The following is a 20,253-nucleotide window of genomic DNA, read 5'->3' as shown; positions in this document are numbered from 1 at the left end:
GAAAAATGGTCTGTCGTCAAATACCCGGATACTACGGGATATCCAGGCAGTTGTTAAACCCACTGATAGTTACTTTAAACACTTGCAGAATGATGTTTTATGTTTCTAGAATATAATGTTTTTAAGCATAGATTGCACCATTGGGTTTTTTAAAAAATTTAAGATTTGGCTGGGATCCACATTGCCAAGTAAATTATCTAGGAATCCATTTTTCTTACCATTGCTATCTGGGATTATTTCTGAAAGGGAACCCTTTCTGCTTATGTCAGGTGCTTTTTTCCTTTTCAGGTCTGCAGCCGGGGGATTTTCAACACCATCTGTTTCTCCCTTATTACGACGCTTCCTGGACAGTCTCCTGTTTTTTTCGGTTAGATGCTGTTTAACCTCCGCTAATTCTGCCTGGATTTTGTCAAGTTTTTCTCTATTATTCTTTATCTCAATAAAATGGGCTTGTAATTCATGTAGGAATTCTTCAAGTTTTTCCCTATTACTATTTTCCTCCCTAACATGGTCTTCTATTTTATGCAGCGTATTTTTAATTCCTGATAATTGCTGGTTGATGTCAGGCTTTTGTCTTCTCCGGTTTTGATTGTACTTCGTCTTTATGATAAAACACCTCCTTTTCCTTTCATACGACGCGTTTAATACCAGAAAATAGATCGGATTCAATTATCAGAATCAAGTTTTTTCTTGATTTCATCGATTTGATCTGCACTTCCTCCTAGGTACAATAACCTAGATATCGTTGATGCGGAAGAATCCTCTTCAGCAAATTCCCTGAACTGTTGCACAAACTGGTTTAATTGGTCATCCGTAAACGTTTTGCCTGTTCCTTTTGCAACAAGATTAATTAATGCTTTTATGGTTTCATCGTCGTTCAAGCTTTCTTCCGGCACGCTATTAATTAGTTTAATAATCATGTCTATATCCATGTTTACTTTCTCTCCTTTTAATGTAAGGTCAGGTACGATACCCGCACCTTCATTTGTATTCTTGTATAGTCTCGTACATTGTTTTATCTTCTAATTCAAGAAACACATAATCATGTGGTGAGTTATTGGCTTCAAGGATCCACACTTTCCCATTGGTATCCAAACACATATCAAACCCAATGACTCGAGTATTTGGATATTGGTGATGAAGTCGTTCCGCAGCCCATAATGCTACCTCATCTAATTGGGATAGAATCGTTTCGTGTGAGACATGCTTTAAGGACGAAAGTTGGAGTGCGGTTTCAATAGGGAGTATGGTTGCCCCAAGGTTTACATTGGTTATGGCATACCCTGAGCTCGCTAATTTTGCTAGCTTCCCTGTCACTTTCCATGGAGAATCGTTTTTACGCTGAATCATCACTCTAATGTCAAAGGGACGATAATCTATCTTCGCTAAAGGAATTTGACATTGAACAATATATGTTTTAGATAGAATTTTATTTACTTCCCCACTATTGATGTATTGGGCAAACCACCCTAAGATTTCCCGTGTTAGGTAGGAATAAAGTTCATCACTCGTTACGACTTGTTTTGTCGATTTAACCTGAACCCCAAAACACTCGTTTCCTTCAGAAGAGATGGTAACAATACCGCGACCGCCACTACCGCCCGCAGGTTTAAGAATGACTGCACCATATTTTTTGAGTAACTCCCATAGGTGTTCCTCTGTCATGCATCGGGTCTCCGGTACAAAGGAATTGATCCGTTTATCTTCTTTTAGGACTTGAAAAGTTTCTAATTTATTCATCATCTTATCAATCCCCCTAACAACGATACTGAGTTGTACCAAGTTTCTATACTATATTTAAATGGACAAATACATGTGCAAAAAAAAACAGAATTCCACTAATAACTAGAATCTATTATTTATCTAGGGTTTGCTCATTTTTATACTCTATTTATAGTCTTGAATGGTCTCATACATTGTTTTATCTTCTAATTCAAGAAATATATAATCATGGGGTGTGAAATTGGCTTCAAGGATCCACACCTTCCCCTGTGTATCCAAACACATATCAAACCCAATCACTTTAATATTCGGATCTTGGCGTTGAAGCTGATCTGCTGCCCATAATGCTACGTGATCTAACTGGAATAGAAGCGCTTCATGTGAGAGATGATTTAAGGAAGAACGTTGGAGTGCGGTTTCAATAGCGAGTATAGTTGCCCCAAGGTTTACATTGGTTATTGCATACCCAGAGTTGGCCAATTTTGCTAGCTTCCCTGTCACTATCCATGGAGAGCCGTTTTTTCGTTGTACCATCACTCTGATGTCAAAGGGGCGATAATCTATCTCCGCTAAAGGAATCCGATATTGAACAAGGTAGGTTTCAGATAGGATTTCACTTACTTCCCCACTAGGAAAGTATAAAGTGAAATCCCCTAAAATTTCCCTTGTTAAATACGAATAAATGTCTTTACTTGCTATGACTTCTTTTCTCAACTTAACTTGAACCCCAAATGCTTCGTTTGCTTCGGAAGAGATGCAAAAGATACCACGGCCGCCACTGCCTTCTACTGGTTTAAGAATCACTGCACCATATTTCTTTAGTAACTCCCATAGGTGTTCCTCTGTCATGCATCGGGTCTCCGGTACAAAGGAATTGACCCGTTTATCTTCTTTCAAAACATTAAATTTTTCCAATTTGTTCATCGTTTTATCAATCCCCCAATCAATTCCGAAATTTACAATCATAATGACTTGGAATTTCTATACTTTATTTAAATAGACAAGTTCAGGTGCAAAAAACAAAGCGAATTCCACTCTCAACCATTACTCACTACTTATCGGGGTGATAGGTAAAGACGTTCATCTCATCAGCTGCATAACCGGTACTACTTGAGCATATTTCACAGAGTCATTCTTCTCCTTTAAAAAACCATAAAAAACACCCCTATTCAGTGAAAATAGGGGTTTTAGTATGAGTTGCTTCGGGGATATTTCCATATTATTCAGACAGTTAAGGACAAGTGCTAGATTCGTATCTCGCTTTTTAAACCTATGTAGCGCTTCCTAGAAAGTAAGTGTTTTGTAGTGGCCTAATAGGAATGACTACTTTTTAATGTATCCCATACACTAATCATCACACCATACCATTCCTCTTATTTTTTCTGGACGATTCCACAGTTTACGTTCGTTTACGAGTTTATTAAACCAGGCTTTATCCTTTATAGAAAGAGATAAATCGATTAGAGTTGGTAGGTCATCTAGATGTAATAAGATACTTGATTTTAAAATTATGTTTTTACTGACTATAATTTCTCCATAATTAATCGGAATTGTAACAAATATCGTTGCTTTTTTATTATTTATTTCTGTTATAAAGCCTGTTATCTTATTTTTATTATGAACGGTATAGACCCAATCTGATACTTTCAAAATCTTTTACCCCCTTTTGGATAAGTTTTTCAATATTATCCATGGTCATCTGTTTACAATATATGAGCAAGCATTTGGAATCGAACTGGGTAATCCGATTAAAGGGCTACTGTGCTTATCATTACATTGAGGTATGATATAATAAAAAAACACCCGTTTAGAGTGCATACGCATTCTTAACGGGTGTTTATCAAATGAGAGTCCCTAAGCCGGTGGTTCTCAGGTTAGATGTTGTGTCCTTTCTAAATATTGGATCCTGCGTTTCTCCATCATATTTTGCAGGTCCTTCGCCGTTTTCCTGATTGCAAGCTGTTTTTTGGTGACATACAAAATTCTAAAATGCGAAAGACACTGTGTGATAGTTTGATGATTTGATAAATTTATCCGTTTTACGTCGTTTTTTGAACTTTTTTTTATCTCATAGATGGATAGGATTTTATTTACAGCTTGGCAATATGGACAAATTAATTCAATTTCAAGAATGTCTTTAGAATGTCTTTAGAATTTCGTTCGATACCGAGCCAGTCAAAATTTCGTTTACAAACCTTACATCTTTTACTCCCGTACAACACAACTAATTCCACCTCACTATTCATTATATAATTGGACAAAAAGCCTTCTTGCTGGTTGCGTTTTTCACAGAGGAAATTGCCCTGTGTTCTCTGAATTGTATAACCTCCTCAATACGGGAAAAGGCCAGATGATTAGAAAATAATTGAACATTTTCGATAGTAGCGACAATGAAAGGGAAATGTTTGTGGCAGTGTAAAATCTGAACGCCGCGAACAGTTCATACATGCTTCACGCGCTCGCCCTGGGAGTAACTGCACCTGTTGTTGAACACTGTTTAAAAGAAGCGAAAAAAATCTCCTATCAACATGCGCTACAACAAGCAGTAGCTATAAGCTTTTTAATGGGGAAGGGGTATAACTTTTTAACAGCATGGCAAATTGTAGAGTCGTGGTGGAAAGGCAGGGAGCAAGGGCAAAGCTAAAAATAATTCCCGACTATGAAAAAAGGCTCCTTAGGAGTCTTTTTTCTGTCTCTTTTGCAATGGCGAAAACATTTTATGGGTATCTGTGGTTCTAAACAAGGAGTCGGAGATTGCGTCCACTATCTTCTTAACCTGGCCCTTTATACAAGATTTGATTTCCTGGAATTCGAGAAATCCTTGTTCAACCAGTCGGGCTAAAAGGTTCCGACCTGAAACACCGAAAATCTCAGAGATTACATTTTATAATTTAATATTGTAGACCTCTAATACTTTTTGTATCCTATTTTTCTCCGCTGTCTGGTTCTGTTTATTCTTCTAGTTATTATCGTCTGTTCATGTAATTGAGTTTGCAAAAACAGGCTATTCCATTTTAATGATCATGGTATTCGTCTAACACTCGTCCATAATGATCTGCGTAGTATACATTGTAGTTCAATAACTTTAAACCTAGGAGGTCATACTATGGGATTCTTTGGTTGTGGAGAAAGTGGAATTGCGTTCATTCTGGTTCTGTTTATTCTCTTAGTTATTATCGCGTGTGCATGTGAAAATTAATTGCGATAACTAGGAGATAAAGAAAGCCCACCTGAACTGAACTGCCCCCTGTCAAGTAGACATCGGAAATAAATATACGTAACTAGGCGGCTTTAGCCCTGTATTCTAAGGGGCTAAGGCCGTTTAGTCTTTTTTGTAATCGTTCATGATTATAAAATTGTATGTATTCCTCAATGTCTTTTTATAACTCTTCAAACGTACTGTACTTGTTTAGATAATACTTCTCACATTTCAATGTTCCCCAAAATGCTTCCATGGGTCCATTATCAATGCACCTTCCCACCCTCGACATACTTTGCACCATTTGTGTTTTCTCAATTTTCCTTTTAAATGCAGGGGAGGTGTATTGAAATCCCCGGTCACTGTGGAGAAGGGGAGTGGCTCCCGGATTGGCTTCCACTGCTAAATCTAGGGTTTTAAACACCAACGCATTATTATTGGATGTACCTAATACATAGCTTACAATTGACCCATCGTGTAAATCTAAAATCGCACTTAAATAAGCCTTCTGTGAGGCCCCGTACTTCATTTCGGTCACATCTGTTAGCCATTTCTCATTTGGCTTTTCTGCGTTGCAATCCCTGTTCAATACGTTTTCGGCCAAATGTTGCGGGATGCTCCGCTTATAATTCTTACGCTTGCGTCGAATAACCGACTGGATTCCGACGATCCTCATCAGTCTATACACACGTTTATGGTTAATAGGCTTCGATAGGGTACGGTTCAGGTTCATCGTCATTTTGCGGTATCCATATATGCCGTCGACCTTCTCATATAGGTGCTTTATCTCCTTTAGAATTTCCTTATTCCACTGTTCATTCCCGGAGGGGATGCGATGAAGCCACTTGTAATAGGCAGAACGTGAATTCTGGCAATCTCGCACAATAGCACACTGGAGAAATTCTCTTCCTTACGAAGTTCCTGAATGGCTACATATTTATCGGTTAATCGAATCTGACTTAAGGACGCCTCTTGAAACGCCTCCTTTCGAGTTCCTCTAGCTTTTTTAAGAATGCATTTTCTGCCCGAAGACGCTCATTTTCACGCTCCAATCGCTTTAATTCGCGCTGGGTCTTCTCTTCAGGGATTAACTCTGGATCTACCTTACGGTGGCCTCGCTTATCTTTAAGACCGTCTTCTCCTTCTTTCTCGTACTTCTTCACCCACTGATACACCTGTTGATACGTGACATTGAAATGTTCAGATGCCTGATGATAATTTTTCTCGTTTTGCAAACAGTACATAACGATTTCCAAACGTTCTTCCAGTGTGGTGGACCGGCCTTTAATCATAGAGTTCTTCATCCTTTGCGTGTCTTTTAAATCTCTATGATCATTATAAATGTTGATCCACCTTCTCAACACTGAGCCGCTTGAAATTTCATACTTGCGTACAATCTCGGTCTGGGAATAGTTACCGGAAAGGTAATCATGTACGGCAGCCGTTTTTGCCTCTTTGGAGTACCGTTTCCATCCACTGGAACCATGAAGTCCATCCATTCCATACGTCTGAAATCGATAGACCCATTCTTTGATTGTTCTTTTAGATATATTGTATTCACGACAGAAGTCTGGAACCGAGGTTTGTCTGTTCTCATACGCGTCAATTAACGCGTACTTTTCTTGTACAGAATAAGCACTTTTGGCCATACAAATAGCCCCCAATAAAGTAAACAGATTTTTATTATTTCATCTGTCTACTTTATTGGGAGCATATCAGTTTTAGCTGAACCCTTGCAATCAGAGGCCAAAGGGCTTTATTTTTATTAAGCTAACGGTAAATTGATAGCGTATACGCACGTTTCGGTATCCCGTTTTTTGTTGTTCCGCTATACCAGATAATAGGTTGTCAATGTTTCTATATAAATTTCGCAAAAAAATGATAACTACTTAATCGATCATGAGCTTTTGAACAAAGTTGATTATGATATGTGGGGATTCAAATTATAAATGTCCAATGACGCCTTCACATGTCATACGTTTATTACACAACCATGTTTGCGGATATGGGGGCAGAAATAAATAGGTATCATTTTGTATACTCTTGAATACTTTATAAGTACCGGTTCATCTGTCAGATTTTATTGGTAAGCAAAAGGTTGTTCTAACAGAATGGCCTTTCCTGTAGGAGGGAGCTTTTCGGAGATAGCATCTGTCAGATTTAATTGGTAAGCAAAAGGCCGTTCTAATTGAACGGCCTTTTCTTTAGGAGGGAGATGCATGGGTTTTCAGAGATAGCATCTGTGAGACTTACGCATTCTCACTTATACCCATTAGTTTTCGCAACCTTCAGTAATTATGACGAGCAGAACGAAAATAACAAGAATGAAGCGAATGCTTGTAAAGAACATACTATCACCTCCCATGTTCAACGGATTGAACTACACTTCATACGATGGAGAGAAGGATAGACAAGTATTGGATTATCGAAAAAAATGGAGTGGAGCAATTAGTTTTTACTATTTAAAATGTAGTTTCCATATATACTATGTTTGCCTTTTATCTTTGTTGTGGACAAGTGCTCAGTAGACTCATTTTTGGATTTATATCCAATAACATAGCAAAAGCAGGATAGCGAGTAAGGTAAAGTGTACGAGTATGATAATAAATTCGCTGTTACTAATACTGGAAGTCAGGAGATTTCCCTCCCTTTTACATAAGGGATGTATGAATAAACGGGATTGAATGGAGTGGGGGGCATGATAGCCTTATTGGTGAGCTAGCCCTTGATACAGCGGAGGTTTTGGCTCATTAATCATGCCCGTGGAGGCTCTATGTCAAGTTGCAATACTCTGTACTCGTTCTTGCACAACTCTGTATTTTTTGCTTGCAGAAAACAGTTACGGTTAATACTAAGTTTCTAGGCTCCGATCGATAGAGGATGCATCATCAGTGCCTGACTTTGAAATGTTCTTTTTGTTCGGGAGAGATTATTTAGTTCCCATTTTTTTCATAATCTCATCCACTTGGCCCATGGTAACCCCGCTTTGTAAAAGCTTAGTTATCAATGAAAGCGCGGATCCGCCGTTAGAAAAACCTTTAAATTGCTGAACGTATTTGTTAAGTTCGGCATCTGAAAAAGTTTTTCCATCCGCTTTTCCGGCAGCTTTTATTGCATTCTTAATTGTTTTTTCATCGTGCAACTTGTCTATTGGAATCTCCCTCTATAAAATAAGTTTTTCTCTTGAATACTCTTATTTTCTCAGTATTTCTTGCAAGTCAGCAAACGTTATAAAACCAAAACTCTCATGGTTTTTCAGCCGCAACCCTGACATGAAAATCAGGTTTAGCGGCTCTTTTTTTCTCCTACACTGGTAGTAACTAACTCAGGGGTTGATGAATACGTGCTTTTTTATGGTGGCTTGACCCTGGAACCAAAACTGTTTGGAAAGACGTGGAGCACAGCCCTTTGTTAACATCCCTTCGGGATGATTACGGACAGAAAAATATCATTCGTTCCGTCTTTCCAACAACCTCTGAAATTTTGTCATAGGAGTTAAACAGATGGAAACCATTATTACTCATTGTGCAGAATTAGATGTTCACCAAAAAAATATTGTGGTAGCTGTCTTGGCTAGAAAAGAAGATGAAACCCCAGAAACGGAAGTCCGTTCTTTTCCTACAATGACAAACCGATGTCTCCGATGCCGAATGGATTGCGAAATTGTTACGTCATGGCTTAATCGAAAAAAGCTTTGTTCCTTCGGCCGATATCCGTGAATTACGTGACTTAACAAGACTTCGCAAAAAATGGATCGGTAACCTCACAGCGGAGAAAAATAGGATTCAAAAAGTATTAGAGACTTCAAATATTAAATTGTCCAATGTGATCTCTGACATTTTCGGTGTTTCAGGTCGCAACCTTTTAACCCGACTGGTTGAACAGGGATTTCTCGAATTACAGGAGATTGAATCTTGTGTAAAGGGCCAGGTTAAGAAGAAAGTGGACGCGATCTCCGACTCCTTGTTTGGAACCATAGATACCCATCAAATGTTTATGATTCGCCACTCATGGAACCACATTGAATACCTTGAGGAATCCATTCGTCATCTTGATGTAGAAATCGATAAACACCTCGAACCTTACCGTAAAGAAGTAGAAATTATCCAAAGTCTTCCGGGTGTGAACAAGATTACTGCTGCTTGCGTTATTGCCGAAGTCGGAGTAGATATGAATCAGTTTCCTACCGCCCATCACTTAGCCTCCTGGGCAGGAGTGGCGCCTGGAAACCATGAGAGTGCGGGTAAAAAAAAAGCACACGGACCACAAAAGGGAACCCGCATATAAAGGCGGCTCTCTGCGAAGCTGCATGGGCGGCTTCAAAGACAAGGAACACACAGTTTTCTGCAATGTTTTGGCGATTGGCTTCCAAGCGTGGGAAGAAAAAAGCACTGGTTGCATTAGCTCACAAGATGTTGCGGATTCTTTATTTCATGCTTTCTAATCAAGCATTGTACATGGAGATGTTACCCACGGCATAACAGATCATCTTTTCCAAAAAATATAGTGATTAATCAAGGGAATTTAAAAAGATGACCCTTACTTTCGCATTGTCTTCTTTCAAAATGTGTATGTGCAATCATACTTTATCACTTCGTGATTTTCACAGAAAAATTATGGTAGCACAATGGATCTCCACAATAGCCCAGGTGGTGTACCCTCCCATGTCTCACGGGGTCCTTACGGCCCTTACATTCCTTCGTTCTACCTATCCGTGGGGTGGAGGCTGAAAAAGCTCCTTTGCAGGGTCAAATGCCCGAATGGTAAAAAATAACGCTCAGCTTCTCCATGCTTACTTTTTTACAATGATGAATGAGAAAAACTAAGTATGTTCAAGAAAAAGTAGATTACGCAACGTTTATTTTAAGTGCATGTTGAGATGGATTACTCACAAGCGTAGCGTCATATGGCTGTTGTTTGCGCCCTAATGCAAAGAAAATACGAATCAATTTACAACATAAAGCAATAAGCGACTGCTTCTTACGAAGCGGGTTCACAGCTCGGGTAGTAAACTCATGGTGTAGGGCTTTAAACTGCTGATTTTTAGCGACAAGTGGCATCACACATTTAAACAGGAGGGCACGCAGTTTCGGACGACCTCTTTTCGTAATACGGGTTCTGCCTTTATGCTTGCCTGAACTGTTTTCTTTTAAATTAAAGCCAGCTAATTTTTGAATCTGACGAGGGTGAGAGTAACCCATAAGATCCCCGACTTCCGCAAGGAAGCCTGCCCCTGTAACCAGTCCTACACCAGGGATCGTCATCATCTGAGCGGATCCAGGAATCTCTTGAATCAGACACTCGATTTGTTGCATACACGCTTCAAGCTGTCCACAAAGCAACTTGTGTTGGCTCAACAGAGCTTGGAGTCCTTGTCGGGCCATTCTTACTCCGGACTGAAGCCCGATAGACTTCTGAGCCACTTCAATAAGCTGAGAGGCTTTTTTTATGCCAACAGCACGTTTAACCTCAACTCTCCACACTTGGACAATACCTTCTGCATCTCGCTGTACAATATCCTCTGGTAATGGAAAATGACGAAGTGTAGATTGTGCTGCTTTTCCCTCCCAATCTTTAAAGACTGTTAAAAACTCAGGGAAATAGCGATCTAGCCAGCTGTGAATTCGCCCTTTAACTTGCAATAAGTCTTTAGATAGCTGTTCTCGTATGTTCATTCCGACACGAAGTTCGGCATAGATTCCTTGCGGAATCTGAGGTTCAGAGTAACGACCATCTTTCATAAGTTGTGCAATGACACGGGCATCTTTCACATCATTTTTGGTTGGTGAGTTATCATCAAGTTCTTTACTACGCTTAACGTGCAGCGGATTAACCAGAACAACGGGAACGCCTTCGTGACGTAAAAACTGAGCTAGAGGCATCCAGTAGTGCCCCGTCGGTTCCATTCCAAATAAAACGTGAGTTTTACAATGGGCATCCATAAGCGAACGTGTCCATTTCCACAAATGAGTAAATCCAAACCGTGAGTTGTCAAACGTACAAGGTTTCCCAATTTCGATGCCTCGATAATCCTGCGCCCTCGCAACATGTTTGTGCTTGGCGATGTCAACCCCTACCACTAATGTAAACTCATTCATTTGCTCGATACGCTGATTTTGCTTATAATTCATGTTGAGTACCTCCTCTGTTATTTAAGGGTCGCCTGCAGACTGACACCTCGTATGTTAACAGGAGGTACTTTTTTTATCGAACCTCAAATTTTCCCTTAACAGGAATGCTCCTTTTAAAGTAAGGCACGATATCGTAACCTTTATTTATATAATCTATTTCCGCTAAAGGAATCCGATATTAAACAAGGTAGGTTTCAGATAGGATTTTACTTACTTCCCCACTATCAATTAAATTTTTCAATTTTTTCATCAATTTATCAATCCCCAAATCAATTCTAAGGTTTACAAAAAGGTGACTTGAAATTTGTATACCTGATAAAGGCAGAATTGCCTTACAACCATCACTCACTATTTATCCAACTGATGGATCAAAGGTAATTGTTCATCCATATAGGTGCACCTAAGTCGAATGCTCCAAAGTGTGATATTATGCAATAATTCTTGTTATCGATGTGGCTCGTTTCTTGGAATAAACCCAATTTCCCTAAGATAATCACTGAGTGCCTTCAGAAAAGATTCAATATCTTTAGAAGTTATGTTCCCTATGTTGGCAATCCGAAAGGTATTTAAATTTTCCAGTTTTCCCGGATAGATCGTAAAGCCTCTACTATATAAATAGTCATGCATCTGCTCAAAGTCATAACCTTCACAATCAGGTTCCAGAATGGATGTAATAATTTTCGAGTGGTCTTTTTTATCAACAATATGTTTTAATCCAAATCGGGCAATCCCGTTAATTAACGTGTACCAGGACTTTGAATACCTTGCATATCTTTCCTTTATACCTTCCTGCTTTAATTCTTCAATCGCTTTTTTTAAAGCATATAGCGTCTGGACAGGCGGGGTGAATCGCATTTGAAACGTTTCTGAAAAATACTTATACTGTGCATATAAGTTGAGATAATAATTTCTTGTTTTTTGGCATTTCAAGCTTTCCAATTTCGTTTTATGTGCGACGACAAAAGCTACGCCTGCGATCCCTTGAAGGTTTTTGTTGGAGCTCGCCGCCAAGTAACTGATATTCATTTCTTCCATATGAATCGGGATAGCGCCAAATGAACTCATCGCATCAACAATCATATCAATTTGATACCGTCGGCATAATTTCCCAATTGTCTCAATATCATTTAAAAGTCCGGTAGTGGTTTCATTGTGTACAACAGCGAGGTGGGATATGCTGCAGGGTGAGTCACGGATTAGCTTTTCCAAAGCGGTTACATCGAGCGCATCATCTACAGGACTGCTGAACTCAATAAATTTTAAACGAAATGCAGTGGCAATGTCACACATGCGCTGCCCGTATGCCCCATTATTTACAATCACAAGGGTCCCTTCGCCCACTACTGAACTGAGGATCGATTCAACTGCTGCGGTACCCGATCCACCAAACAATATTGTCGTATAATGTTCTAAATCAGAAACCAACCGGGTAAGTTCTGTTGAAATGGACTCCATAATATACCCGAATTCCTTTTCCCGAGGGCAGATATCCGGTACCACTTGAGCATATTTCACAGAGTCAGTCGTGGTTGCCGGTCCGGGATTAAGCAAAATATTTCGCTTTATCGTCCGCATGAGTATCCGCCATCCTTCATCGGTGTAGTATTGTTAATATATCGCTGCAACCGTTCCTTTACTTCACAGGGTTTTATTTTGGGGCGTCCAAGCCCTTTTTTAGAACCTTGTGATATCTTCATATACAGAAACGTTAATTGTTTCGCTTCTTTCCATTCTTGGATGGACGCCTTTAGCTCTTCCAAGTTATGAATATAAATTGATATTGTATAGCCGCTTGCCGCCGCAATGTCAACAAAGTTTACATGGTGTGAAACGGTGTTTTGCCCACCTGTTGATTCATATGAATTGTTGTCCAGTAAAATGTGAAGCATGTTGGGTGGTTTGTAAAAGCCATTTGTAGCTAAACTTCCCATGCGCATCAGCAAAGAACCGTCTCCATCTATAACGATTAAATTCATGCATTTTCTGGCCAATGCCATTCCAAGGCCAAGTGAACTGGCACACCCCATTGAACCTACCATATATAAATTAGCGTTATGATCTTCTATTTCATACAATTCACGACCAGTCTTTCCGGTTGTAGCAATCTGAACAGTTTTGTCATTCTTCAACGCATTTATGAGGGTCAATGCTTCGTATCGCAAGGGCTTTTCGTCAGGATTATTTTTATTTACTTTAAATGGAGTGAAATTAGGAGACCTTAGTTCAGTACGAAGGGACTCTTCGGAAAATGTTCCTTTTCGTACAACGAAGAAAAATGACTTATTTCGCTCAATGTAGGAATTGGCAAGTAATAATTGGCTTTGGGCTTCATTAATTTCACTGGCCAAATACCGCCACTCAATCTGCATCAAATCCAAAAGCTTAGTTGTCATATTTCCCATTAATTCATGCTGTGGCTCATCAGACAACCCCGGCTCTCCTCTTTGACTGACAAAACCGAGTAAAGGGATCTGAAACGGGTAGTTTAGCGATACTAAGGGTGATACTGCATTCGTTAAGCCCGAGTTTTGCAGTAATACGACCGACTTTCTCCCACCGATCATCGCGCCGGATGCAATCGCGACCGCATCGCCTTCATTGGCAGCCCCCACATATTCACACTCATTAATGGCATAATTAATAAGGCTTTTCAAGAAGGAACATGGAACCCCAGTATAAAATGTAAAACCGATTTTTTGCAATTCCTTCCCAAATAATTGAATATTAATCATAAGCTATCATCCGAATCTTTCCCCTGAGGTAAATATTTTATCTCAGCTTCTTTCAACTCTGCAACACCCTGAAGCCTGAATACTTCGTCAACTTTCGCAATATTGCTTTCGACACTAATAAGACTTTGTTCATTAAAGATTTGTCTCGATATTTTTTGCATGGCTGTGATTGATGCTCTTAAATTATGGTTAGCCCAGATAACAACGTTAGCCCCCAATTCGCGGAATTTTTCTGTTGGAGTAGCAAAATATTTTGTAGGCACGATTACTACTGGGATCCTTCCCGCCCATTCTTTCATAAACGACTCTATTTCGGTTATATCCGTTCTTTTGCTGTGTATAAGAATGGCGTCCGTTCCCGCTTTCCGATAGGCTTCCGCCCGCCGCAGCGCCTCTTTCAACCCCCAACCTGTAATAAATGCTTCCACCCTCGAAATGACCATGAAATTTTCATCGCATTGTGTATCTTTCATGGCTTTAATTTTTCCGCAAAACTCATCAATATCAGCCAGCGGTTGTTTATGGCCTTCTATAAATGAGTTGGTTTTCGGAAACAGCTTATCTTCTATACAGACGCCTGCGATGTTTCGTTGTTCGAGTTTCTTCACCAATCGACGTGCATTGTTGAAATTCCCGTAACCGGTATCTCCATCAAGCAATATCGGAATGGATGTGGTATCACTCATGAATTCTAATACGTCCAGCACTTGTGTCCATGAAGCTTCATTGTTATCCCTTACTCCCATGGCTGCGGATATGGATAAACCGCTCGCCCAAATTCCTTTAAAACCTGTCTCTTCCACGATTTTGGCAGCCAATCCATTATGAGCTTCCATCAAAAAATCTAAGCTTGACGAATTAACTAACTCCTTTAATTTGTATGTTTTTTTCATATAAGATTCCTTTCTTTTAAAGGTTCAATAAATTGTTTTGTCATAGCTTATGAATATTTACTCTCAAGCGTCAGAAATGTAATGGTTTTTATGCGATATCCCAAGGCTACTTTAAACCTCTTATGGCTATAGCCACGAGATTTCTAAATCGTATTTGCTTTCCAAAGGATTAAGCTATACCGTTAAACCTCTTAATGCCACGATTAAATAAAGAAAGAATAGGTGAAAAGCGATCACGAAAATATCTCCAACAACAGACATTCAGTTATCGCTTGATATAGGCTAGTAAGGACAGATATAATAGGCGAACATTATGTATGATTATGAATACTTTAAAATTATGGAATTATCTATACTAATGTACTGTTATCCTTTGCCCCTTTCTCCCCCAGCTTTGTGTTACCAAAAGTGGGGCAGGGGATTAAGATTTCCAGATGTACTTGTTATCCTTTACTCCATTAGTGTTCACAGGCTTCTGTAATAATTACCAGGAGTACAAATATAACAAGAATGAAACTAATACTTTCTCCAAAAAATGCTCCCATACAAGCACCTCCTTTCTCCCTGAATCTAATTCCATGTTATTCAGAGAAGTAAGGACAAGTGCTAGATTCGTATCTTGCTTTTTGAACAGTATTTAAAAATAGGGAAGAAATTACTTATGAAAAAGCAAAAAAATTACACGCTCTGCTCCGCTAAAAAACCATAAAAAAAAGACCCTATTCATAGTGAATAGGGGTTCTAAATTTTAATGAAAAAAAGCAATGGTTAGAATCATCCATGGCAAAATTAGCATCTTATTAAATGAAGAAAAAGAATGGAAATAAAAATCGATGGAAGCGTCTAAAACGTCTGAAGCGTCTGAATGGACGTCTAAAGAACTCTTCCCCTTGAACATCTTCTGCTTTAACATCTACGTTCTTCTCAACGAGTTGAGCAGAAGGATGAGTAACCGTATAAAGGTCTGGTAGTAATACTGTAACAGCGTTGTTGCCTACGTTCTCAATTTTACCATAGAAGGCACCAGACTTTGTATGAATCATCGTCCACTTCCCTAAATTTTTAGTCATTTCTTGTCGAAGATTGGCCATCTCAGATTCCTCCTTTCTTATCAATTACTACAAATTATGGAGATTAACAATTACTTGTCCTAGTTGATGGCCTATTTTACTTTAAAGAAGGAATACAATTTATAGCAAAAAAGTACAAAGAACTTTTTTAATACAAAGAAAATCCTATAAAAGAAGGGGATCCATTGTTTTTATTCCTCTTCGTAATTATTTCGTGTGTGTTGAAAATTAATTGATAAGCGAGGATGATAGCCTACACAAAAAAACCTCAGCACATATTCAGTATTTAACAAACGAGAAAATCATTCTTTCTTATAAATAGAGAGGAGTTATACGATGATGTCAAAATCTGCATCAAACCAGAATGATAAAAATTTTTCGAATACGGAAACCGCACGCATCGAACAACTGGAAAATGAAATGATGATCCAGGTGACACTATCGGGATACCACCGCAAAGATATAAGGCTAACAATCTCGAACGACTCTTTATCAATTATGGGTGCATATACTTCGGAAAACATCATAAAAAATATCCAATTACCAGCAAATGCAAATATAGAAAAGACGAGAGCACACTACCGCGATAAAGTGCTTACCGTTACAATTCCACTGAGGGGTCCTGAAGAGATGAAAATACATATTTGGGAACCACGTAACATTCCAATTGAATGAGCATAGAAAACGGAGTGCTCGCAACCAATGTCTTAAACTAAAGAACTAAATACAGTGATGTGGAGTAAAATTCTAACTTGGATATTCGATTTCCCGTACTGGAAAAGGATGCCCGCTTCATGTCACGGTCAACCGCTCCTACCGAGATAACCCAGGGAAAACGAGCCGGGTAGTCGATACTACCACCGCATTCCCCGTCGTTTCCTGCTGAAGCGACGAGAACCATTCCTTTTTGATGCGCTCTCCGTGTTGCGTACTCTAAAGCGGTGTTATGGCTACTGCTTCCAAGGCTCATATTGAGCACCTGTATATTATTATCAATGGCCCATTCAATTCCCCTAATGATATCGCTGATTCGTCTGGTTCCGTTCCGGTCCATTACTTTAATGCCATATAAATGCACACCCGGGGAAACGCCGTACAAGCTACCGGATTTTCTAGCGGCTAAGATTCCGGATACATGGGTGCCATGGCCATTGTCATCCTCAAAGTTTCCGTTATCCGAAATGATATTATATCCACCTGCGATTTAACACGCAAGGCGGGGTGGGAACGGGCAATGCCGGTGTCTAATACACCTACACGGATGCCTTTACCTGTGGATTTATGCCAAACATCTGGTGCATGAACGGCCAGAATATTCGAAGGTACATTGGAAACTAGCTGGTTTTGCACAGAGGAAATTGCCCTGTGTACTCTGTTTTGTATATCCTCCTCAATACGGGAAAATGCCGGAGGGATGAAATGTTCTCCTATCAAAAAGCCAACCGAATTAAACAATGACAAAAGGTACCAGGTTTTATTAGGGCAGTTTATTTCAGAATATATACGATTACCTTGTTCCATATTAAAATTTTCAACAGTAAAATATAGTATCTTCATGAAAGGAGAGAACAGTCAATAGATATAAATAAAATTGTTTAATTATTCAGTATTCGTGAAAAGACAATTAAAACATTGGACCAAATGAATGAGATTAATCATAACAGAAGGCTAAAGATTAAATAATCAAAAGGTGATGATGATGCATCCTCTATCGTCCCTTCGTTACACCGCGATAGGAGACTCTATTACAGCAGGGGCGGGAGCTTTTTATATCTATGGATATGCGCACCAGTATCGAAACCTTATAGAAAAAGATTTAAAGACGCCTGTCACTTTTCATAATTTAGGAAAGTCAGGCTGGACGAGTTATGAATTGTTACAAGCACTCAGACATGACCCTGCCTTTGTCAAATCCGTACAAAAGGCAGATATCATCACATGCTCCATCGGTGGAAACGATTTACTTCAGGCGGGCCGAGTTTATGAAAAAACATTAATGAAAAAAGCAGGAAAAATTGCACTTCAAAATTTTCAGCGAAATTTTTTATCCATCGACCAAAGAATTAAAAACATAAAAAAATCTTCCAATAAACCTTATAGCATCCGCTATATCGAACTCTATAACCCTCTGCCGGAATTTCCTCTAGCTCGGCAGTTGGTAAAAAAATTAAATCAAATTCTCCATAAAGCGGCCGATTCCCATACAAAAATTGCCCCTGTGTATGCTGCCTTTTTACATCACGAAAATAAACTGCTATTTATCGATGGGTTACATCCCAACTATAATGGGCATCGATTAATAGCTCAAACCATTAGAAACTTAGATTATACACCCTAACGCTTCAACTCCGTGCACGTAATATCATCCATCCCTTATTTAAAGAGGAAGAGGATATGGCTTCCGGTATTAATAACAGCGAATGTATATCATCTCATGCTCTTCCCCCTTACTTTTTAACCTGCTTTTGTTATTCTATCGGATATAAATCCAAAAATGAGTCTACTGAGTACTTGTCCAGAACAAAGATAAAAGGGAATCATAGTATGTATAGAAACTACATTTGAACATGGGAGGTGATAGTATGTCATTCTTCGGTACAGGAAACACAATTGGGTTTATTCTTGTCATCTTTGTTCTGCTCGTGATTATTACAGAAACCTGTGAAAACTAATAAGAATAAGTGAGAACACGTAAACCTCACAGATGCTATCTCTAAAAACCCATAGATCTCCCTCCTAAAGAAAAGGCCGCTCAATTTGAACGGCCTTTTGCTTTACTAAGACATTTTCATTTCTAAAAAATGAACTTTTGCAGTGCCCTATGGATTGGCGGCTTTTTTATCATGAATTATGTACCATCCTTTTTCTTATAAAAAAACAAATAAAAAAGATTAAGATGAGTAGTCACTTTTAGAATATATGCGATAACCTCGTTTCATATCAAAAGAATTAACAATAAAATGTAGTATCTTACAGGAAAGGGGAGAATAGCCGAATGGATATAAATACGATTATTAAAATTGTTAAGGAAATTCCATTAGACAAATTGAACGATGAAAAAACAATTAAGAAAGCTATAAAAGCTGCCGGAAAAGCGAATGGAAAAACTTTTTCAGATGCTGAACTTAACAAATACGTTCAGCAATTTAAAGGTTTTTCAAACGGCGGATCGGCGCTTTCATTGATCGCTAAGCTTTTACAAAGCGGGATTACCATGGGACAAGTGGATGAGATTAAGAAAAAAATGGGAACTAAATAATCTCCCGAACAAAAATAACATTTCAAAAGTGAAAAAGTAATCCTTACTCTTTCACTTTTCCCCTTCTTTACCTAACACAGGAAGATATCGCCTTTTTCCAATGGATTTTAAATGATTTAATCATACATCCCTTATGTAAAAGGGGGGGAATTTCATGACTTCTGGTATTAACAACAGCAAATTTATTATCATCCTCGTGCTCTTCACCTTACTCGCTATCCTGCTTTTGCTATGTTATCGGTTATGAATCCAAAAATGAGTCTACTGAGCACTTGTCCACAACAAAGATAAAAGGCAATCATAGTATATATGGAAACTACATTTTAAATAGCAAAAATCAATTGCTCCATTTTTTTCGATAATCCAATACTTGTCTATCGTTATCTTCACAGCCTGGTGTAGTTCACTCCCTGAAAGATGCGAGGTGATAGTATGTTCTTTACAAGCATTCGGTTCATCCTTGTTATTTTCGTCCTGCTCGTGATAATTACCGAAAATTGCGAAAACTGATGGGTATAAGTGAGAATACGTAAATCTCACAGATGCTATCTCTGAAAACCCGTAGACCTCCCTCCTAGATAAGGCCGTTCAATTTGAACGGCCTTTTTGCTTACCAAGTAAATCTGACAGATGCTATCTCCGAAAAGCTCCCTCCTACAGGAAAGGCCGTTCTCTTAGAACAACCTTTTGCTCACCAAGTATATCTGCAGATGAACCGGTACTTACAAAGTATTCATGATTATACAAAATGAGCAATTAACAATAAATCTCGCCATTTCTCATCATGTCGATGAACAGAGAAAGCCTTATTAAAGCGAAACTTTGATTACTATTCACCTTACGTAAGGCATTTAATTTTATCTACGATTTGGAGAGAGAAGATTAAATGGGTACTTAAACAGCACTGGGAGATGCCACTCTAATTATTAACCACTTCATCAAAAACCCATCGATTTCTCTCTTTTTCTAATAACGGTGCCAGTAATTTAACGTTTTGGGAATCGGCATATTCATCCCGAATTCTATCGGCAGCTTCACGACTTTCCCACTGACTAACTACAAGTATGTGTGCAGGATTGTCCTGATCAACGAGCATAGAGTGGGAGCAATATCCCTTAAAACTTTTCATATCGGACCATATTCTTCTAGTTAGTTCTAACCCTTCACTAGCCTTCGAAATTTGCAACCAAGTCTCCCATACTACTGTCACCATTGTAAAAACACTCCTTGTCATAGTTTGAATCACT

Annotated in this window: 21 protein-coding genes and 1 pseudogene; 7 read left to right on the top strand and 15 right to left on the bottom strand. The window is 38.8% G+C overall.

The features are described 5' to 3' along the window. Window positions 1-105 precede the first annotated feature (105 nt). From PP175_RS10665 to PP175_RS10645, 5 genes are all read right to left on the bottom strand, one after another. The gene (locus tag PP175_RS10665; RefSeq protein WP_272442726.1) at window positions 106-669 is read right to left on the bottom strand and encodes a coiled-coil domain-containing protein; all 564 of its coding nucleotides are present in this window, start codon (window positions 667-669) and stop codon (window positions 106-108) included. After that, window positions 666-932 carry a stage VI sporulation protein F gene (locus PP175_RS10660; protein WP_272442725.1) on the bottom strand — a complete coding sequence of 89 codons (267 nt, stop codon included), beginning with the start codon at window positions 930-932 and terminating at the stop codon, window positions 666-668. The genes PP175_RS10665 and PP175_RS10660 overlap by 4 nt, the downstream gene beginning before the upstream one ends. Window positions 933-981: 49 nt before the next feature. Next, window positions 982-1,743 (bottom strand): YheC/YheD family protein, encoded by a 762-nt coding sequence (locus PP175_RS10655; protein WP_272442724.1) that lies wholly within the window; start codon window positions 1,741-1,743, stop codon window positions 982-984. A gap of 144 nt (window positions 1,744-1,887) precedes the next feature. After that, the gene (locus PP175_RS10650; protein WP_272442723.1) at window positions 1,888-2,646 is read right to left on the bottom strand and encodes a YheC/YheD family protein; all 759 of its coding nucleotides are present in this window, start codon (window positions 2,644-2,646) and stop codon (window positions 1,888-1,890) included. A gap of 423 nt (window positions 2,647-3,069) precedes the next feature. Further along, window positions 3,070-3,372: a hypothetical protein gene (locus PP175_RS10645; RefSeq protein WP_272442722.1), complete on the bottom strand. Its 303-nt coding sequence runs from the start codon at window positions 3,370-3,372 to the stop codon at window positions 3,070-3,072. Between the two features lie 1,456 nt (window positions 3,373-4,828). On the opposite strand from PP175_RS10645, the gene yjcZ reads away from it, so the two are divergent. Continuing rightward, window positions 4,829-4,921: a sporulation protein YjcZ gene (gene yjcZ / locus PP175_RS10640; RefSeq protein ID WP_272442668.1), complete on the top strand. Its 93-nt coding sequence runs from the start codon at window positions 4,829-4,831 to the stop codon at window positions 4,919-4,921. Between the two features lie 82 nt (window positions 4,922-5,003). Here the strand turns inward: yjcZ and PP175_RS10635 are convergent. Further along, window positions 5,004-6,570, bottom strand: a pseudogene (locus PP175_RS10635) (IS3 family transposase). Window positions 6,571-7,850: 1,280 nt separating this feature from the next. Further along, window positions 7,851-8,063 (bottom strand): hypothetical protein, encoded by a 213-nt coding sequence (locus PP175_RS10630; RefSeq protein WP_272442721.1) that lies wholly within the window; start codon window positions 8,061-8,063, stop codon window positions 7,851-7,853. 521 nt (window positions 8,064-8,584) lie between these two features. Here PP175_RS10630 and PP175_RS10625 point away from each other — a divergent pair. Together PP175_RS10625 and PP175_RS29890 are read left to right on the top strand one after the other, a co-directional pair. Then, window positions 8,585-9,208, top strand: a complete 624-nt coding sequence (locus tag PP175_RS10625; RefSeq protein ID WP_272442720.1) for a transposase — start codon at window positions 8,585-8,587, stop codon at window positions 9,206-9,208. After that, window positions 9,205-9,402, top strand: coding sequence for a hypothetical protein (locus PP175_RS29890; RefSeq protein ID WP_442870460.1), 198 nt, complete (start codon window positions 9,205-9,207; stop codon window positions 9,400-9,402). The genes PP175_RS10625 and PP175_RS29890 overlap by 4 nt, the downstream gene beginning before the upstream one ends. Window positions 9,403-9,768: 366 nt before the next feature. On the opposite strand, the gene PP175_RS10620 is transcribed toward PP175_RS29890, so the two are convergent. The 5 genes from PP175_RS10620 to PP175_RS10600 all read right to left on the bottom strand — a co-directional run bounded on the left by PP175_RS10620 (window position 9,769) and on the right by PP175_RS10600 (window position 15,768). Then, window positions 9,769-11,052 (bottom strand): IS110 family RNA-guided transposase, encoded by a 1,284-nt coding sequence (locus PP175_RS10620; RefSeq protein ID WP_272442718.1) that lies wholly within the window; start codon window positions 11,050-11,052, stop codon window positions 9,769-9,771. Between the two features lie 444 nt (window positions 11,053-11,496). Beyond that, window positions 11,497-12,627 (bottom strand): 2-aminoethylphosphonate aminotransferase, encoded by a 1,131-nt coding sequence (locus PP175_RS10615; RefSeq protein ID WP_272442717.1) that lies wholly within the window; start codon window positions 12,625-12,627, stop codon window positions 11,497-11,499. Continuing rightward, the gene (aepY, locus tag PP175_RS10610) at window positions 12,615-13,784 is read right to left on the bottom strand and encodes a phosphonopyruvate decarboxylase (protein WP_272442716.1); all 1,170 of its coding nucleotides are present in this window, start codon (window positions 13,782-13,784) and stop codon (window positions 12,615-12,617) included. The genes PP175_RS10615 and aepY overlap by 13 nt, the downstream gene beginning before the upstream one ends. Beyond that, window positions 13,781-14,677 carry a phosphoenolpyruvate mutase gene (gene aepX, locus PP175_RS10605; RefSeq protein WP_272442715.1) on the bottom strand — a complete coding sequence of 299 codons (897 nt, stop codon included), beginning with the start codon at window positions 14,675-14,677 and terminating at the stop codon, window positions 13,781-13,783. Before aepX ends, aepY begins: the two co-directional genes overlap by 4 nt. An 800-nt stretch (window positions 14,678-15,477) precedes the next feature. After that, window positions 15,478-15,768, bottom strand: a complete 291-nt coding sequence (locus tag PP175_RS10600; RefSeq protein ID WP_272442714.1) for a hypothetical protein — start codon at window positions 15,766-15,768, stop codon at window positions 15,478-15,480. Between the two features lie 315 nt (window positions 15,769-16,083). Here PP175_RS10600 and PP175_RS10595 point away from each other — a divergent pair, with 315 nt between their 5' ends. After that, window positions 16,084-16,422: an Hsp20/alpha crystallin family protein gene (locus PP175_RS10595; RefSeq protein ID WP_272442713.1), complete on the top strand. Its 339-nt coding sequence runs from the start codon at window positions 16,084-16,086 to the stop codon at window positions 16,420-16,422. 37 nt (window positions 16,423-16,459) lie between these two features. Here the strand turns inward: PP175_RS10595 and PP175_RS10590 are convergent, their stop codons facing one another. Together PP175_RS10590 and PP175_RS10585 are read right to left on the bottom strand one after the other, a co-directional pair. Further along, a complete protein-coding gene (locus PP175_RS10590; RefSeq protein WP_334314211.1) occupies window positions 16,460-16,873 on the bottom strand; it encodes a S8 family serine peptidase in 414 nt (137 codons plus the stop codon). Beyond that, window positions 16,867-17,097, bottom strand: a complete 231-nt coding sequence (locus PP175_RS10585) for a hypothetical protein (protein ID WP_272442712.1) — start codon at window positions 17,095-17,097, stop codon at window positions 16,867-16,869. The genes PP175_RS10590 and PP175_RS10585 overlap by 7 nt, the downstream gene beginning before the upstream one ends. 343 nt (window positions 17,098-17,440) lie before the next feature. Here PP175_RS10585 and PP175_RS10580 point away from each other — a divergent pair, with 343 nt between their 5' ends. The 3 genes from PP175_RS10580 to PP175_RS10570 all read left to right on the top strand — a co-directional run bounded on the left by PP175_RS10580 (window position 17,441) and on the right by PP175_RS10570 (window position 19,006). Then, window positions 17,441-18,085 carry a GDSL-type esterase/lipase family protein gene (locus tag PP175_RS10580; protein WP_272442711.1) on the top strand — a complete coding sequence of 215 codons (645 nt, stop codon included), beginning with the start codon at window positions 17,441-17,443 and terminating at the stop codon, window positions 18,083-18,085. 244 nt (window positions 18,086-18,329) lie between these two features. After that, entirely contained in the window at window positions 18,330-18,419 is a 90-nt protein-coding gene (locus PP175_RS10575) for a dihydroorotate dehydrogenase (protein ID WP_272442710.1), read from the top strand. Between the two features lie 323 nt (window positions 18,420-18,742). Further along, window positions 18,743-19,006 (top strand): hypothetical protein, encoded by a 264-nt coding sequence (locus PP175_RS10570; RefSeq protein ID WP_272442709.1) that lies wholly within the window; start codon window positions 18,743-18,745, stop codon window positions 19,004-19,006. 919 nt (window positions 19,007-19,925) lie between these two features. Here the strand turns inward: PP175_RS10570 and PP175_RS10565 are convergent. After that, window positions 19,926-20,219, bottom strand: coding sequence for a putative quinol monooxygenase (locus tag PP175_RS10565; RefSeq protein WP_272442708.1), 294 nt, complete (start codon window positions 20,217-20,219; stop codon window positions 19,926-19,928). Window positions 20,220-20,253 lie beyond the last annotated feature (34 nt).

The organism is Aneurinibacillus sp. Ricciae_BoGa-3 (genome assembly GCF_028421645.1).
In the GTDB taxonomy this organism is placed as follows: Bacteria; Bacillota; Bacilli; order Aneurinibacillales; family Aneurinibacillaceae; genus Aneurinibacillus_B.
The sequence above is the reverse complement of the archived record's forward strand: the minus strand, read 5'-3'. Positions and strand labels throughout refer to the sequence as shown.